This window comes from Curtobacterium sp. SP.BCp, assembly GCF_051903255.1.
Lineage (GTDB): Bacteria > Actinomycetota > Actinomycetes > Actinomycetales > Microbacteriaceae > Curtobacterium.
Genome location: NZ_CP194338.1, coordinates 350,333 through 365,886, shown reverse-complemented (window position 1 = coordinate 365,886; position 15,554 = coordinate 350,333). Strand labels below are relative to the sequence as shown.

Sequence of the window (15,554 nt, the reverse complement as noted above, 5' to 3'; positions counted from 1 at the left end):
CGCCCAGCGTGTCACATGTGATGGGCAGCGCGCGAGAGGCGCGACGGCCACCATGCCCGCCGTCCGAGCTCGTACGTCAGGGCCGGGACGAGCAGGGACCGGACCACCACGGTGTCGAGCAGCACGCCGAACGCGACGACGAACGCGATCTGCGCCAGGAACAGGATCGGGATGACGCCGAGCGCCGCGAAGGTCGCCGCGAGGACGATGCCGGCGGAGGTGATCACGCCACCGGTGACGCCGAGGCCCCGCAGCACGCCCTCGCGCGGGCCGTGCAGCAGGGCCTCCTCCCGGACCCGGGTCATCAGGAAGATGTTGTAGTCGACGCCGAGCGCCACGAGGAACACGAACGAGTACAGCGGCACGCTCGGGTCGGCGCCGGGGAAGTGGAACACGTGGTCGAAGACGAGAGCACCGACGCCGAGCGCGGCCGCGAACGAGACGATCACGCTGCCGATGAGGATCAGCGGCGCGACGATGCTCCGCAGCAGGAGCATGAGGATGAGGAGGATCACGACGAGGACGATCGGGATGATGACCGAGCGGTCGCGGATGCCCGTGTCGTTCGTGTCGAGGGCCGTCGCCGTGACCCCGCCGACGATCGCGTCCGGGTCGACCCGCTCGACGGCGGTCCGGAGGTCGCGGACCGTCTGCTCGGCGGCCGCTGAGTCCGCCGGGTCGGCGAGTGTGGCCTCGAGCAGGACGTCCCCGCGTGACACGGTCGGCTCGCCCGAGCTCCCGCCGGCGCCACCGCCGGTCGTCCCGTCGCGCTCGCCGCTCACGGGCACGGTGCCGGACGGCGAGTCCTTCGCCGCCGCGGTCACCCCGTCCACGCCGTCGACGTCGGAGATCGCCCGCACCAGCGCGTCCTGCCGCGCTGCGCTCCCGATGACCTGCGCCGGGCTGCCGGAACCGCCCGGGAAGTGGTCGGCGAGCACGTCCTGGCCGTCGCGGGCCTGCGACGCCCCGATCACGAGGTCGCTCTGCGGCACGCCGTCGGCACGCAGGCCGAACAGCCCCGCCCCCATGGCGAGGAGGCCGACCGTGCACACGACCCAGACGATCCGCGACCGACGTGCCACGAGCCTCCCGACCGATGCCCAGAGCCCCTTCGCGTCCGGACCCGACACGACGGGGTGGGCGGACCCGTGCGCCGGCCGGAGCGGCCAGAAGGCCGCGCGCCGGAAGGCGAGCAGCAGCGCGGGGAGGAGCGTGAGCGCCGCGAGCAGGCTGAACGCGATGCCGATCGCCGCCACCGGGCCGAGCGCCTTGTTCGAGTTGAGGTCGGAGAAGAGCAGGCAGAGGACGCCCACGATGACCGTGCCACCCGACGCGAGGATCGGTTCCAGACTCCCGCGCAGGGCCGCCTTCGTCGCACCCCATCCGGTCCGGTGGTCTCGGAGTGCCTCGCGGTAGCGCGCGGTGTACAGCAGCGCGTAGTCGGTCGCGGCGCCGATGACCAGGATCGAGAGGATGCCCTGCACCTGGCCGTTGACGGTCACGACGTCGGCCTTCGCGAGCCAGTACACGACGAGGATCGAGGCACAGAGCGCGAACGACGCCGTGCCGAGGACGAGCACGGGCAGGAGCGGCGACCGGTACACGACGATGAGGATCACGAACACCGCGGCCAGCGCCACACCGAGCAGGAGCCCGTCGATGCCGGCGAACGCCTCGGTCAGGTCGGCGGTGAACCCGGCCGGTCCCGTGACGTACCCGCGCAACCCGGACGGGAGGGCGTCGTCGACGTCCGCGCGGATCGCCTCGACCGCGTCACCGGTCTCCGCGGACTGCGTGAGCGTCGCGACGATCTCGAGGGCGTCGCCGTCCTCGCTCGGGATCACAGGACTCACGCCCTGCACGTCGCCGCGGTCACCAAGCCTGTCGGCGAGCTGCGCGGCGGCGGTGCGGTCTGACCGGGTCAGTCCACCGTCGCGCTCGAGCACGACGATCGCCGGTGCCCCGGACGCCTGCCGGAACTCGGCGGCACGCTCCTGCACCTTCGTGGCGTCCGCCGATGCCGGCAGGAACGAGGTCTGGTCGTTCGTCGAGACGTCGGCGATCTTGCCGAAGTACGGTCCGCCGACGGAGGCGACGGCGAGCCAGGCGACGATGACGACGGCGGGGAGCACGATGCGGAGCAAGCGGGACACGGTGCGAGCGTACACGGATCGTCAGCATGCTGATCATCTGGTGTCGATGCGGCCTCCGTAGACTGCATCCATGCACGACGAGCCCGCAGCCTGGCCCATGGGTCGCCTGCTGGCCGCGGCCGCCCGACGGGTCGAACGCGACTGGGACGAGCGCCTCCGCGAGATCGGGCTCCCGCACGCCGGGCTCATCGCGATCGACATCCTCATCCGCACCGGGCCGACCGGAGCGGACACGATCGCCCGGGTCGCACGGGTGCAGCCACAGACGATGTCGCGCACGCTCGAACGGCTCGAGCGGGACGGACTCGTCGAGCGGTCACCCCACCCTGACGACCGTCGGCGTCGGGTCGTGACGGTCACCGACGCCGGGCGGGCGGCCTGGGACACGGCGAAGCACGTCGAGCGCGAGGTCCTCCCCGAGGACGAGCGCCTGCGTCAGGCACTCGCCGCCATCATCGAGCGCGCACCCTAGCATCTGGAATACCGCATGCGGTACGCTGGCCAGGTCGGCGTCAGGGCCGACCTGTCGAGCAGGAGCCCGCATGTCCGAACGCCGTGCCGCCCGTACCGCCGCCGACGCCGTCGCGGTCGCCCATCGATCGGCGCGCCGTAAGCGCCCGTTCCTCGTCGCGCTCATCGCGACGCTCGGCTCGCTCCTGGGCGTCGCCACGGTGATCGCTGTCACCGCGAGCCTCTTCGTCGGGGGCCTCGCGCGGTCGTTCGACGACAGGACGACGACGCTCCCGGACGCCTTCCCGTCGGGTCCGCGTCCCGCGGCGACCGACGGAGCGCAGAACATCCTCCTGATCGGGTCGGACTCGCGCGCGCAGGACGACCCGGACGGCGACCGCGCGGCCGGCGGCCGTTCCGACGCCCTGATGCTCGCGCACGTCCCGGCGGACCGGGACGCCGTGTACCTGATGTCGATCATGCGCGACTCGTGGGTCGAGGTCCCGGGGCGCGGCAGGGCGAAGATCAACGCCGCGTACAGCTGGGGTGGCGTGCCGCTCGTCGTGCAGACCGTGGAGCAGTTGCTCGACACCCGCATCGACCACGTCGCCGAGATCGACTTCGCCGGGTTCCGCGACATGACGAACGCACTCGGCGGCGTCACCGTGCGATCGCCGTCCGACTTCACGGCGCGAGCGGGCACGCACTTCTCCGCGGGCCCGAACCGCCTCGACGGCGATGCAGCCCTGACCTTCGTGCGCGAGCGACACGCCTTCGCCGACGGCGACCACACCCGCGTCCGCAACCAGCAGGCGTTCATGCGCGGCGTCGTCGACGGCGTGCTGTCGAAGGGGACGATCACGAACCCCGGGCGCATCCAGGACTTCGTGTCGGCGACGAGCGAGCACCTCTCGGTCGACCCCGGGCTCGACTTCCGGACCCTGGCCGGTCTCGGGTGGTCCCTTCGGGACGTTCGTTCGTCCGACCTCGTCACCTTCACGATGCCGAGCGCGGGCGGGGGCACGTCGCCGGACGATCAGTCGTACGTCACGCTGAACGACCTCGCCGTGCAGTCCCTGTCGCAGGCGCTGCGCTCCGACGACGTGGCGACCTGGCTCGAGGCGAACCCGCAGTAGTGCCGGACGGACGACGAACCCCCTCGGTCGTGACCGAGGGGGTTCGTCACATAGTCACGGCGATCAGGCCGGGAGCTGCAGGGTCTGACCCGCGTAGATGAGGTTCGGGTCGTCGATGGTCGACGTGTTCGCCGCCCAGAGCTGCTTCCAGCCGCCCTCGAGGTCGAGCTTCGTCGCGATCTTGTCGAGCGTGTCACCCGAGGCGATCTTGTAGGTCTTGCCGCTCGTCTTCACCGGAGCCGGCTTGCTGGACGCCGCCGGGGCGGTGGCCTTCGGGGCAGCCTGCTGCGGCGCCGCCTGCTGCGGGGCGGCCTGCTGCGGCGCCGCCTGCTGCGGAGCCGCCTGCGTGGTGCTCTGCTGCGGAGCGGGCGCCGGCGCCGCGGCCTGCGGGGCCGCGCCGGTGGTGCCGCTCAGGCCGAGCTTGGCCGAGCACGCCGGCCATGCACCCCAACCCTGCGAGGCGAGGACGCGCTCGGCGACGGCGATCTGCGCCGAACGGCTCGCCGAGGCCGGGTTGCCGGAGCCGCCGTTGGCCTGCCACGTGCCGAGGGTGAACTGCAGCCCGCCGTAGTAGCCGTTGCCGGTGTTGATGGCCCAGTTGCCGCCGGACTCGCACTGTGCGAGCGCGTCCCAGGTCGAACCGGACGCTGCGTTCGCGGGCGCCGCCGCGAGGCCGACACCCGTCGCGGCGATGCCTGCGAAGGCGAGGCCACCGACGATGGTGCGGGTACGGGAAAGCTTCTTCATGTGATTGCTCCACCGGGGTCACGCGCCGGGAGGATCCGGCTGTCCACTGCCCACCCCGACCGTCCGCGGTCACGTTGTGGGGTGCGCCACCGGGGGCAGTGGTCTCGCGCCGGTGGCACCTCGGTGGGCCACCATAGGAAACTCCGCACCGTTATCAAACCGAGACAAACGGTTCTACCCAGTGGTGCTGTGTCCCCCGGGCGTCTTCCTGTACGCGGCGATCGCCGCCGTAGCGCAGATCACCATGTACCCCAAGATGTTCCCTTGGCAATTCCCTGGGAAAACCGGCCTGGAGGCACCCCTCACCACCGCGAGAGCAGCGTCACCGCTTCGAGGTGGCCGGTCTGCGGGAACATGTCGAGCACCCGGACCCGGTCGAGCCGGAACGACGCCATGCGTGCGAGGTCCTTCGCGAGGGTGACGGGGTTGCAGCTCGAGTACACGACGTGCTCGACGGTCGACTGCTCGAGCCACTCGGACAGCGTCGCCCCGATCCCGCGTCGCGGCGGGTTCACGACGACGAGATCCGGCACGGTGTCCGGTCGGGCACGGAGGGCGTGCTCGGTGGCGTCGTCGGCGGCGAACCGGACGTCCGAGAGACCCGCCTCGCGTGCGGACTGCCCCGCGGACCGGACGGCCTCACGGCTGGTCTCGATGCCCGTCACCGCACGCCCCGGCCGGGCCGCGTGGAGGGCGAAGCCGCCGACGCCGCAGTACAGGTCCCACATCGACGCGGGGTCCACCTCGTCGATCCACGTCGTCGCCTGGGCGTAGAGCTGCGTGGCGACGGTGGTGTTCGTCTGGAAGAAGCTCTGCGGGCGGAGGTGCATCGTGACGGCACCCATCCGCATCGGCAGCGTCTCCTGGTCGGTCAGCACGATCTCCCGGTCGCCCTCAGTGACCGCCTTGTGTTCGGGGAGCAGGTTCGCCGTGACGACCACGGCCTCCGGCAGCACCGACCGGAGCGCGCCGAGGTGCTCGCGGAGCCGGGGCAGCTGCCCCTCGGAGCGCAGCACGAACCGGACCATGAGCTCGCCGTCGGGTGACTCCGTGACGAGCACGAACTTGAGCTCACCCCGACGGGTCGCGACGTCGTACGGGATCAGCCGGGCGTCCTCGATGAACTGCGCCAGGATCGGCAGCGCCCGCTGGATGCCGGGCGTGCAGATGCCGCAGTGCCGCAGGTCCACCCCGCGCTGCCGGTGATCGAGGATCCCGACCGTGGGGCGCTGCACGGATCCGCCGACGACCATCTTCGCCTTGTTCCGGTAGGCCGACTCCGGGCTGGTGACGGCCGGAAGCCAGTCGACGGCCGACGGACCCCCGGCCGCCTCGACCGCGTCGTGCAGCAGCTCCCGCGTCCGGATCTCCTTGTCGAGGACCTGGTCGGCGTAGGGCTGGCCCATGAGCGTGCACGATCGGCACACCCCGCGGTCGAAGTAGTCGCACTGCATGGCCGGCTCAGGATACGGCGTACGCCCCCTGTCGGGCGTCCCGCGTCCCGGTCCGGAGCCGGTACACCGACGTGGTCGCAGTGCAGAACAGCTCGGTGCCGTCGTCCCCGCCGAAGCAGAGGTTCGAGACGACCTCGGGCACCGGGACCTCGCCGAGCCGCTCGCCCGCCGGGTCGAACACGACGACACCCCGGTGCGACGACGACCACACGTTCCCGTGCTCGTCCACGCGGATGCCGTCCGGGATGCCCTCGTCGGCGCCGAGCCGTGCGAACTCGCGCCCGTTCTTCACGCGGACGCCGACGTCGTCGACGTCCACGTCGTACGCCCGGATGACCGGGAGCGCACCCGAGGAGCTCGCGACGTAGAGCACCCGCTCGTCCGGCGAGAACGCGAGGCCGTTCGGTTCGTCGGCGTCGGTGACGACCGGTCGGAGGTCGGCCCCGTCCGGTCCGCACCGGAACACCCAGTGATCGCCGTACTCGCGGACGCCGGGGTGTCCCTCGCGCGGCTGGGTGATGCCGTACGCGGGGTCCGTGAACCACACTGCGCCGTCGGATGCGACCACGACGTCGTTCGGGGAGTTGAGCCGGCCGCCGTTCCACCCGTCGACGACCACGGTCACCTCGCCGTCACGGTCCCGTTCGACCCGCCGGAGGCCGTGCGAGCACTGCACGACCGAGCCGTCGCGGTCGAGGAACCGCCCGTTCGTGAACTCGACGGCCTCGGCGTACGTGCCGGCCTCGCCGGTGTCCGCGTGCCACTGCAGGATGCGGTCGCCGGGGATGTCCGACCACCGGAGGGTCCTGGTCGCGGGGACCCAGCACGGCCCCTCGGCCCAGGTGCTCCCGGTGGCGATCCGCTCGACGGCGGACGGGTCGGGGACGAGCTCGGTGAACTCCATGACGCTCCTTCGCGTTGGTCGTACGGCCAGCATCGCACCGGCCGTGGGTCACGTCCGGTCGACGATCTCCTGCATCGCGGCCCGGGCGGCGGCCGGGTCGCCGTCCGCGACGGCGCGCGCGAGCGCGCCGTGCAGGCGGACGTCGTGCGCGTCGGGTCCGATCCCGACGCGCTCGTCGAGCGCGCGCTCGACGACGCCGTGCAGGCGCCGGAAGAGCGCGTTGCCGGACCGGTCCAGCACGCGTCGGTGCAGGTCGCGGTCGGCCTGGAGGAACGTGGCGGCGTCGTCTGGACCGGCGGCGGCGGCGAGACGGTCGGCGGAGGCGAGCAGTGCCTCCAGGCCGTCGGCGTCACCGGTCGCGGACGCCGCAGCCGCTGCCGCGGCCGGTTCGACGGCGCGGCGGAGCGCGCGGAGTTCGTGGAGGGCCACCTGCCGGTCCGGTCCGGTGAGCCGCCACCCGACCACGCGTGGGTCGAGCACGTCCCACTCGGCCGCGGGGAGCGCGACGACGCCGACCCGCCGCCGCGCCCGGAGGAGCCCGACGCCGACGAGGACGCGGACCGCCTCGCGGACGATGCTGCGGCTCGCGCCGGTCCGGACCACGAGGTCGTCGATGCTCACCGGATCGGTGCCGAAGGCGCCGTGCACGACGGCCGACCCGAGGTCGTCGAGGACCCGGTCGTAGATCACCGCTGTGCGACCGGACTGATGACGAGCTCGTCGACCCGCACGTGTGCGGGCGCCTCGAGCACGAAGGCGACGGCGCGCGCGACGTCCTCCGGCTGGAGCATCACCGCGCGGGCAGCGGCGTCCGGGACGACGGGACGACGGTCGAGGAAGTCCGTCGCGACGTCGCCCGGGCAGAGGTGCGTCGCACGGACGCCGTGCTCGGCGCCCTGCTGGTTGAGCGTCCGGACGACGGAGGCGAGGGCGGTCTTCGACGCCGAGTACGCGACGCCCGCACCGGGTTGGAAGGACCACCCGGCGTACGAGGACACCACGACCACCGTGCCGCCGGCCAGGCGGAGCGACGGGAGTGCGGCATCCACGGCGGCGACCACGCCGGTCAGGTTCGTGTCGACGATCGCCCGGAAGTCGGCCATGGACTGGTCGTCCCAGCGACGTTCGGGGGCGTTCAGGCCGGCAGCGAGGACGAGCCCGTCGAGCCGGCCGTGGCGGGTGAGCAGCGTGTCCCGAGCGGTCGCGACCGCCTCGACGTCGGCGGTGTCGAGCGGCAGCACGTCGGCGCTGCCGCCGGCTGCGCGGACTTGCTCGGCCACGGCGTCCAGCCGCTCGACCCTGCGGCCGCTGAGCACCACCGTCCACCCGTCGCTCGCGGCCTGCACCGCCACCGCGGCACCCATGCCGCTCCCGCCGCCGGTGATCCAGAGCACCCGTGCATCCGTCATGGGTGAATAGTATGCCTATTGGGGACCGACGACGGGAGCGACGATGCACCTCGACCTGACCGACCGCGTGGTGGTGGTGACCGGAGCCGCGCGCGGCATCGGCGCCGTGATCGCCGCACGCTTCGCCGCCGAGGGGTGCCGCGTGGTCGCGCTCGACCTCGCGTTCGACCCGGCCGCGGGTCCCGGTCCCGACGTCGACCGGGTGGTGTGCGACGTCACCGACCCGGACTCCGTGCGGACGGCGGTCGACACCGTCCTTGAGCGACACGGGACGATCGACGTGCTCGTCAACAACGCGGGCATCAACGTCGAGGGACTCGTCGCCGACCTCGACTGGGACGCGTGGCGGCGCTGCATGGAGGTGAACGTCGGTGGGACCTTCCTCGTGAGCCAGGCGGTCGCGCCGGTCATGCGCGCCGCCGGCCGCGGTCGGATCGTGAACGCGGCGTCGTTCGCGGCGATCGTGCCGAGCGTCGGGAGCGCTGCCTACGCGGCGTCGAAGGCGGCCGTGGTGCAGTTCACCCGGGTGCTCGCGTCCGAGCTCGGGCCGTGGGGCATCACCGTGAACGCGTACGCGCCGGGGATGGTGCCGACTGCCATGAACGGGTTCGCCGAGATGCCGCCCGAGCAGCAGGACCGGCTGCTCGACACGCTCTCGCTCCGGCGGTGGGAGACGCCCGACGACGTGGCCGACCTGCTCGTGTTCCTCGCGAGCGACGCGGCCGGGTACATCACCGGGACGCTCGTCGACGTGTCCGGGGGCAAGCTCGCGACGCAGATCCCCGCGCGGGCGCACGGTCGCTGACCGGACGACGCTACCGGGACACGAGCAGAGTGGACCCGTGGTCGCGCGGGCGACCACCAACGCTGTCCGGGCACACAGGTTCTGCCCATCCGACGCTTCGTAAGCTGGGAGCATCCAGTGAGCCGGACTGCAGCCCGACCCCGAGGAGGTGCCCCATGGTCACCGTCCTCGTCGCGTTCACGGCACTCGCCCTCATCGTGCCGGCACTCACGCCCTGGCTCGGGCGCCGCGTGTTCCTCGTCGCCGCCCTCGCGCCGGCGGCCGCCGCGGTCCTGACGATCGCCCAGACGCCCCGCGCCCTCGGCCCCGGGGTCCGGGAGCGGTTCACCTGGGTGCCGCAGCTCGACCTCGCCGTCGGTCTCCGGGTCGACGCCCTCTCGTGGGTGCTGGCGCTCGTCGTGACCGTGGTCGGGACCCTCGTGCTCGTCTACTGCGCGTCGTACTTCGAGGAGCGCGAGGTCGGTCTCGGGCGCTTCGCGGGCGTGCTGACAGCCTTCGCCGGCTCGATGTACGGGCTCGTGGTCGCCGACGACGTCATCGTGCTGTTCGTCCTGTGGGAGGCCACGACCGTCTTCTCGTACCTGCTCATCGGTCACGACGCCGTGAAGCGGGCGAGCCGGGCCGCCGCGATGCAGGCGCTCGTCGTGACCACGGCCGGCGGGCTGGCGATGCTCGCCGGGCTCGTCCTGCTCTCCGTCCGCGCCGGCACCACCTCGCTCAGCGCGATCGTCGAGGACGGTCCCGCGCTCGCGGCGTCCGGCGGCGCACTCGTCCCGGTGGCCGTGGCGCTCGTGCTGCTCGGCGCCCTGACGAAGTCCGCGATCGTCCCCTTCCACTTCTGGCTGCCCGCCGCGATGGCCGCGCCGACCCCGGTGAGCGCCTACCTCCACGCCGCCGCGATGGTGAAGGCCGGCATCTACCTCGTCGCGCGACTCGCCCCGGCGTTCGCGCTCGTCGACGGCTGGCGGGAGACCGTCACGGTCCTCGGCGTCCTCGGCATGGTGGTCGGCGGCTACCGCGCGCTCCGGCAGACCGACCTCAAGCTGTTGCTCGCGTACGGAACGGTCGCCCAGCTCGGGTTCCTCGTCCTCGCCGTGGGCTGGGGGGAGCCGGCGATCGCCCTCGGCGGGGTGGCGCTCCTCGTGGCGCACGCGACGTTCAAGTCGACCCTGTTCCTCGTCGTCGGGGCGATCGACCACGCGGCCGGCACGCGTGACCTCACCCGTCTGAGCGGCCTCGGACGCCGGATGCCCTGGCTCCTGGTCGTCACGGTCCTCGCGCTCGCCTCGATGGCCGGGCTCCCCCCGACGATCGGCTTCGTCGCGAAGGAAGCCGTGCTGACCGGCTTCGTCGAGGCGCTGCACGGCGACAGCAGCGCCTGGGCGTGGTTCGCCCTCGTCGGCGTCACCGTCGGTTCGGTGCTCACGATGGCGTACTCGCTGCGCTTCGTCTGGGGCGCGTTCGCCCGCAAGCCCGGTGTCGCCCAGACGACGCCGCACGGCCTGCACGGCCTCGGCGTCGTGCCGTCCGTGCTGGGCATCGCGGGCCTCGTGCTCGGTGTCCTCACCCCGCTCGTGGCGAAGGGCATCGAACCGGCCGCGAGCGCCGCGTCGATCGGCGCCGCGCCGGTCCCGCACCTCGCCCTCTGGCACGGTCTCGAGCCGGCGCTCGGCATCTCCGCGATCACGCTCGTCGGCGGTGTCGCGCTCTTCCTCGTTCGCCGCCCGGTCGAGGCGCTGCAGCACCGTCTCGCCGGCGCTCCGAGCGCCGCCGGCACCTACCGCCAGGTGATGCGCGGACTCGACCGGGCCGCGACCGGGCTGACCGCCGCACTCCAGCGCGGTTCGCTCCCCTACTACCTGACGGTCATCCTCTCGGTGTTCGTCGCCGGGGCGATCCTGAACCTCGTCCTCGGCGGACCGTGGGCGTTCTCGGTCCGGTTCGCGGACTCGTGGGGGCAGGTCCCCGTCGTCGTCGTGATGGGCATCGCCGCGATCGCCGTGCTCACCGCGAAGACCCGCTTCGCCGCCGCGGTCCTCGTCGGGGTCACCGGGTACGGCATGTCGGTCCTCTTCGTGCTGCACGGCGCGATCGACCTCGCACTCACGCAGCTCGTGGTCGAGACGGTGACGCTCATCGCGTTCGTCCTCGTCCTGCGTCGCCTGCCCCCGCGGATCGCGACGGCGAACCCCTCGCGCTTCCGCATCGTGCGCGCGCTCTTCGCCGGGCTGGCCGGACTCACCCTCGCGATCGTGGTCGTCGTCGCCGCGTCCTCCCGCACCGCCGAGCCGCTCTGGCCCGACCTCCCTGCGCTGACGAGCTCGTTCGGGCACGGGCTCAACGTGGTGAACGTCGCCCTCGTCGACCTGCGCGGGTGGGACACGCTCGGCGAACTGACCGTCGTCGTCGCCGCCGCCACGGGCGTCGCGAGCCTCATCTTCGTGAACTCGCGCGAGGACACGCTGCCGCGGCTCCGTGACCTCCCGTCGAGCATCACGAGCGACAAGCACCGCCCCGACGGTGAACCCCGCGCCTGGCTGCCGACGAGCGCCGCGATCCCGACCGGTCGCTCGGCGCTCCTCGACGTGGTCGTCCGACTCCTCTTCCACGGCCTCATCGTGCTGTCGGTGTACCTGCTCTTCGCCGGGCACAACGCCGCGGGCGGTGGGTTCGCCGGGGGCCTCGTCGCCGGCATCGCGCTCGCCGCCAGGTACCTCGCCGGTGGCCCGGCCGAACTCGGCGCAGCAGCTCCGGTGCGCGCGGGTCGCCTGCTCGGGCTCGGTGTCGCGACCGCGGCCGTCACGGCGCTCGTGCCGCTGTTCTTCGGCCGGGAAGCCCTGTACTCGGAGTTCGTCGAGGCCACCGTCCCGGTGCTCGGGCACGTGGAGTTCGTCACGGCGACGGTCTTCGACATCGGCGTCTACCTCGTGGTCGTCGGACTCGTGCTCGACGTCCTCCGCAGCCTCGGCGCCGAGGTCGACCGACAGCGCCTCGAGGACTCCCGCGCGCCCATCGCCGACACGACCGAGTCCGACCCCGCCCACAACGCCGCCGCCGCCACCCCGGAAGGGAGTGCCACGTGACCGTCACCCTGGTCCTCGTCATCGCCATGGCGGTGCTGTTCTCGTGCGGCGTGTACCTGCTGCTCGAACGCTCGCTCACGCGGATGCTCCTCGGGTTCCTGCTCCTCGGCAACGCCCTCAACCTGCTCCTGCTCGTGATGTCCGGTGCCGCTGGCAAGCCACCGATCGGCAAGTCCGCCGAGGGCATCACCGACCCGCTCCCGCAGGCGTTCGCCCTCACCGCGATCGTCATCACCTTCGCCGTGAGCGCGTTCCTCCTCGCGCTGATCCACCGCTCCTGGAAGCTCTCGCGCGCGGACGAGGTCGAGGTCGACGAGGCCGACGTCGCCATCGGTCGGGAACGCGACGACGACGCCGACGCGGACCCCGGCGACGAGGACCCCGAGCTCGACACCGACCCAGAGGCCGCCCAGCAGGAGGAGCACACTCGATGACCTGGCTCGTCCCCCTCCTCGTGCTCGTCCCGCTGCTCGGTGCGGCGGCGGCACTCGGTCTCGTCCGCCACCAGAAGACGCAGCGGGCGATCACGGTCGGTGTGCTCGTCGTCGCCGTGGTGGTCGCCGCGACGCTCATGGTGCTGGTCGACCGGCACGGCACGATCGTGGTCCAGGTCGGGGGGTGGCAGGCGCCGTACGGCATCTCGCTCGTCGTCGACCGGTTGAGCGCGCTGCTGCTCACCGTGAGCGCGAGCGTGCTCCTGCTCGTCCTGCTCTTCTCGATCGGGCAGGGGCTCGCCGACGACGACGAGGACGCCCCGGTCACGATCTTCTACCCGACGTACCTCGTGCTCGCGGCCGGTGTGCTCGACTCCTTCATCGCCGGCGACCTCTTCAACCTCTACGTCGCGTTCGAGATGCTGCTCGTGGCCTCGTACGTGCTCATCACCGTCGGCGGCAGCGAGCAGCGGGTCCGCGCCGGCACGACGTACATCGTGACGAGCCTCATCGCGTCCGCGATCTTCCTCGCCGCCATCGGGCTCGTGTACGGGGCGACCGGCACGGTGAACATCGCCCAGATCTCCGAGCGCGTCGCCGACCTGCCCGAGCACGTGCAGCTCCTGCTCCACACGATGCTGCTCATCGGGTTCGGCATCAAGGCCGCCGTGTTCCCGCTGGCGTTCTGGCTGCCCGACTCGTACCCGACCGCCCCGGCACCGGTCACCGCCGTCTTCGCCGGTCTGCTCACCAAGGTCGGCATCTACGCGATCATCCGCCTCGAGACGATCATCTTCCCGAGGCCGCAGCTCAACACGGTGCTGCTCGTGGTGGCGATCCTCACGATGGTGGTCGGGGTGCTCGGCGCGGTGTCGCAGACGGACGTGAAACGGCTGCTGTCCTTCACGCTCATCAGCCACATCGGCTTCATGGTGATGGGCATCGGGCTCGGCTCGGTCGTCGGCACGGCAGCGGCGGTGTTCTACACGGTCCACCACATCGTCGTGCAGACCACGCTGTTCCTGGTCTCGGGACTCATGGAACGCGTCGGCGGGACGACCTCGACACGGTCCCTCGGCGGGCTCCTCAAGGCCGCTCCGCTGCTGGCGGCCCTGTACCTCGTGCCGGCGTTCAACCTCGGCGGCATCCCCCCGTTCTCCGGGTTCATCGGCAAGCTCGGCCTGTTCCGCGCCGCCGCGGAGGACGGCTCCCCCCTCGCGTACGCGACGATCGCCGCCGGGGTCGTCACGAGCCTCCTGACCCTCTACGCGCTCATGCGCGTCTGGGACGCCGCCTTCTGGCGGCCCAAACCGGCCGCCGAGCCGGCCGCGCCGCACGCGAGCACGGCGGAGCCGCACGCGCACCTGCGGTCGCCGGAACCGGCGCCGCTGACGGTGTCCGAGGACAGCGGTCAGGCGTACCACCCGGGAGGCTCGGTGACCGTCACCGACGCACCGCACGTGAGCACCGCCTCCCGTCCGGCGACAGGTTCCACGGCCACCGCAGGCGAGGCGCCAGGACGCGTCCGCCTCCCCCGCATGCTCGTCGGTGTGACCACCGTCGCGGTCCTCGGGTCGGTCGCCCTGACCGTCGTCGCCGGACCCCTGTACGGCTACGCGACCCGCGCGGCCGAGTCGCTCGAGTCACCGGACCGCTACGTGCAGGCCGTGCTCGGGGGTGACCGGTGAGCGACACCCGACGGATCACGAACGCGCGGCGGATCGCCGTCGCCTGGCGCTACGACGTCCCGCTCGTCGCCGGGCTGACCGTGCTGTGGGCGCTCCTCTGGGGATCGTGGACTGCGCTCACGCTGCTCTGCGGCCTGGTGGTGGCGCTCCTCGTGACCCAGTTGCTGCCCCTGCCGCCGGTCCCGCTGTCGGCGCGGTTCTCCGTCCCGTCGGCGCTCCGGTTCCTCGTGGTGTGGAGCGGGTTCGTCGTCGCGGCATCGTTCCGGGTCGCCTGGGCGGCGTTCCGACCGCGCGGGGTGCGGCGCAGCTCGATCGTGCTCGTGCAGCTGCACACGACGTCCGAGATGACCTTCACCCTCGCGACCATCGCGATCTCGCTCGTGCCGGGGTCGTACGTCGCCGACGTCGACCTCCGACACCGCAGGATCCTGCTGCACGTGCTCGACACCGAGCGGCTCGAGCAGGTCGATGCCGAACGGCGGACCGCGCTCCGGATCGAGGCGATGGTCATCCGGGCACTCGGTTCGAGGCAGGACGTCTCGGAGCTGTCCGAACCCCTGCCGGAGGTGGTCCGGTGAGCGCCGCGGTGGCCGTCATGGCGGTGTGCATCGCCCTCGTCCTGCTCCTGCTCGGCGTCACGCTGGCGCTCGCGGTCGGACGCATCGTGCGCGGGCCGACGATCCTCGATCGGATGATCGGGTCGGACATGGTGCTGACGACCGTCCTGCTCGTCATCGCCGCGGCCATGGTGCTCCGGCGCGACCTCACCGCCGTCCCCGTGCTCGTGGTCATCGCGGCGACGAGCGTGTTCGCGACGATCGCCGTGGCGCGGGCGGTCACGCCGTCGTCCGACCCGTCCGACGAGGGGTCCGACGTCACCACCCCGGAGCACGCCATCGAGGAGGAGACACCGTGATCGAACTGATCGAGGGCTTCGTCGACGGCGCCGGCGTCCGCGCGTGGATCGCCGTCGGGCTGCTGCTCGTCGGTTCCGTGCTGTCCCTCGGAGCCGCGGTCGGCATCGTCCGGTTCCCCGACCCGCTCGTCCGGCTCCACGCCATGGCGAAGCCGCAGGTCCTCGGGCTGGCGTTCGCGCTCGCGGCGGTCGTCGTGGCGGTGTGGACGTGGACGGCGTTCTGGGTGGTCCTGCCGATCATGGTGTTCCAGCTGTTCCTGGTGCCGGTGTCGACGCACATGATCGCGCGGGCCGGACTCCGGTCGGGCGACTACCGCCACGACGCGCTGCTGCACGACGACACCGAGTAGCCCTGACGGCGCGGGGGCGTCGGGC

General features: G+C 72.3%; 15 protein-coding genes. 9 read left to right on the top strand and 6 right to left on the bottom strand.

The features are described 5' to 3' along the window. Positions 1 to 11: 11 nt before the first annotated feature. Positions 12 to 2,153 (bottom strand): MMPL family transporter, encoded by a 2,142-nt coding sequence (locus tag ACRQ4C_RS01935; RefSeq protein WP_439689877.1) that lies wholly within the window; start codon positions 2,151 to 2,153, stop codon positions 12 to 14. Positions 2,154 to 2,223: 70 nt separating this feature from the next. Between ACRQ4C_RS01935 and ACRQ4C_RS01930 the strand changes: the two genes are divergently transcribed. Together ACRQ4C_RS01930 and ACRQ4C_RS01925 are read left to right on the top strand one after the other, a co-directional pair. Continuing rightward, the gene (locus ACRQ4C_RS01930; protein ID WP_439689876.1) at positions 2,224 to 2,625 is read left to right on the top strand and encodes a MarR family winged helix-turn-helix transcriptional regulator; all 402 of its coding nucleotides are present in this window, start codon (positions 2,224 to 2,226) and stop codon (positions 2,623 to 2,625) included. 70 nt (positions 2,626 to 2,695) lie between these two features. Further along, positions 2,696 to 3,739: an LCP family protein gene (locus ACRQ4C_RS01925; RefSeq protein ID WP_439689875.1), complete on the top strand. Its 1,044-nt coding sequence runs from the start codon at positions 2,696 to 2,698 to the stop codon at positions 3,737 to 3,739. A 63-nt stretch (positions 3,740 to 3,802) separates the two neighbouring features. On the opposite strand, the gene ACRQ4C_RS01920 is transcribed toward ACRQ4C_RS01925, so the two are convergent. From ACRQ4C_RS01920 to ACRQ4C_RS01900, 5 genes are all read right to left on the bottom strand, one after another. Further along, positions 3,803 to 4,486, bottom strand: a complete 684-nt coding sequence (locus ACRQ4C_RS01920) for a transglycosylase family protein (protein WP_439689874.1) — start codon at positions 4,484 to 4,486, stop codon at positions 3,803 to 3,805. Positions 4,487 to 4,788: 302 nt separating this feature from the next. Continuing rightward, on the bottom strand, positions 4,789 to 5,940 hold the full coding sequence (rlmC, locus tag ACRQ4C_RS01915) for a 23S rRNA (uracil(747)-C(5))-methyltransferase RlmC (RefSeq protein WP_439689873.1): 1,152 nt from the start codon (positions 5,938 to 5,940) through the stop codon (positions 4,789 to 4,791). Positions 5,941 to 5,947: 7 nt separating this feature from the next. Next, the gene (locus tag ACRQ4C_RS01910; protein ID WP_439689872.1) at positions 5,948 to 6,844 is read right to left on the bottom strand and encodes an SMP-30/gluconolactonase/LRE family protein; all 897 of its coding nucleotides are present in this window, start codon (positions 6,842 to 6,844) and stop codon (positions 5,948 to 5,950) included. A gap of 48 nt (positions 6,845 to 6,892) precedes the next feature. After that, complete coding sequence (locus ACRQ4C_RS01905) at positions 6,893 to 7,534, bottom strand: FadR/GntR family transcriptional regulator (protein WP_439689871.1); 642 nt, start codon at positions 7,532 to 7,534, stop codon at positions 6,893 to 6,895. Beyond that, positions 7,531 to 8,253, bottom strand: a complete 723-nt coding sequence (locus ACRQ4C_RS01900; RefSeq protein WP_439689870.1) for an SDR family oxidoreductase — start codon at positions 8,251 to 8,253, stop codon at positions 7,531 to 7,533. Before ACRQ4C_RS01900 ends, ACRQ4C_RS01905 begins: the two co-directional genes overlap by 4 nt. Positions 8,254 to 8,296: 43 nt before the next feature. Between ACRQ4C_RS01900 and ACRQ4C_RS01895 the strand changes: the two genes are divergently transcribed. The 7 genes from ACRQ4C_RS01895 to mnhG all read left to right on the top strand — a co-directional run bounded on the left by ACRQ4C_RS01895 (position 8,297) and on the right by mnhG (position 15,529). Then, a complete protein-coding gene (locus ACRQ4C_RS01895) occupies positions 8,297 to 9,058 on the top strand; it encodes an SDR family NAD(P)-dependent oxidoreductase (RefSeq protein WP_439689869.1) in 762 nt (253 codons plus the stop codon). Positions 9,059 to 9,213: 155 nt separating this feature from the next. Further along, positions 9,214 to 12,141, top strand: coding sequence for a Na+/H+ antiporter subunit A (locus tag ACRQ4C_RS01890; protein ID WP_439689868.1), 2,928 nt, complete (start codon positions 9,214 to 9,216; stop codon positions 12,139 to 12,141). Beyond that, entirely contained in the window at positions 12,138 to 12,575 is a 438-nt protein-coding gene (locus ACRQ4C_RS01885; protein ID WP_354670486.1) for a Na(+)/H(+) antiporter subunit C, read from the top strand. Before ACRQ4C_RS01890 ends, ACRQ4C_RS01885 begins: the two co-directional genes overlap by 4 nt. Then, positions 12,572 to 14,263 (top strand): Na+/H+ antiporter subunit D, encoded by a 1,692-nt coding sequence (locus ACRQ4C_RS01880; protein ID WP_439689867.1) that lies wholly within the window; start codon positions 12,572 to 12,574, stop codon positions 14,261 to 14,263. The genes ACRQ4C_RS01885 and ACRQ4C_RS01880 overlap by 4 nt, the downstream gene beginning before the upstream one ends. Next, positions 14,260 to 14,841, top strand: coding sequence for a Na+/H+ antiporter subunit E (locus tag ACRQ4C_RS01875; protein ID WP_439689866.1), 582 nt, complete (start codon positions 14,260 to 14,262; stop codon positions 14,839 to 14,841). The genes ACRQ4C_RS01880 and ACRQ4C_RS01875 overlap by 4 nt, the downstream gene beginning before the upstream one ends. Beyond that, entirely contained in the window at positions 14,838 to 15,179 is a 342-nt protein-coding gene (locus ACRQ4C_RS01870; protein ID WP_290133106.1) for a sodium:proton antiporter, read from the top strand. Before ACRQ4C_RS01875 ends, ACRQ4C_RS01870 begins: the two co-directional genes overlap by 4 nt. Then, entirely contained in the window at positions 15,176 to 15,529 is a 354-nt protein-coding gene (gene mnhG, locus ACRQ4C_RS01865; protein ID WP_439689865.1) for a monovalent cation/H(+) antiporter subunit G, read from the top strand. Before ACRQ4C_RS01870 ends, mnhG begins: the two co-directional genes overlap by 4 nt. Positions 15,530 to 15,554: the final 25 nt, after the last annotated feature.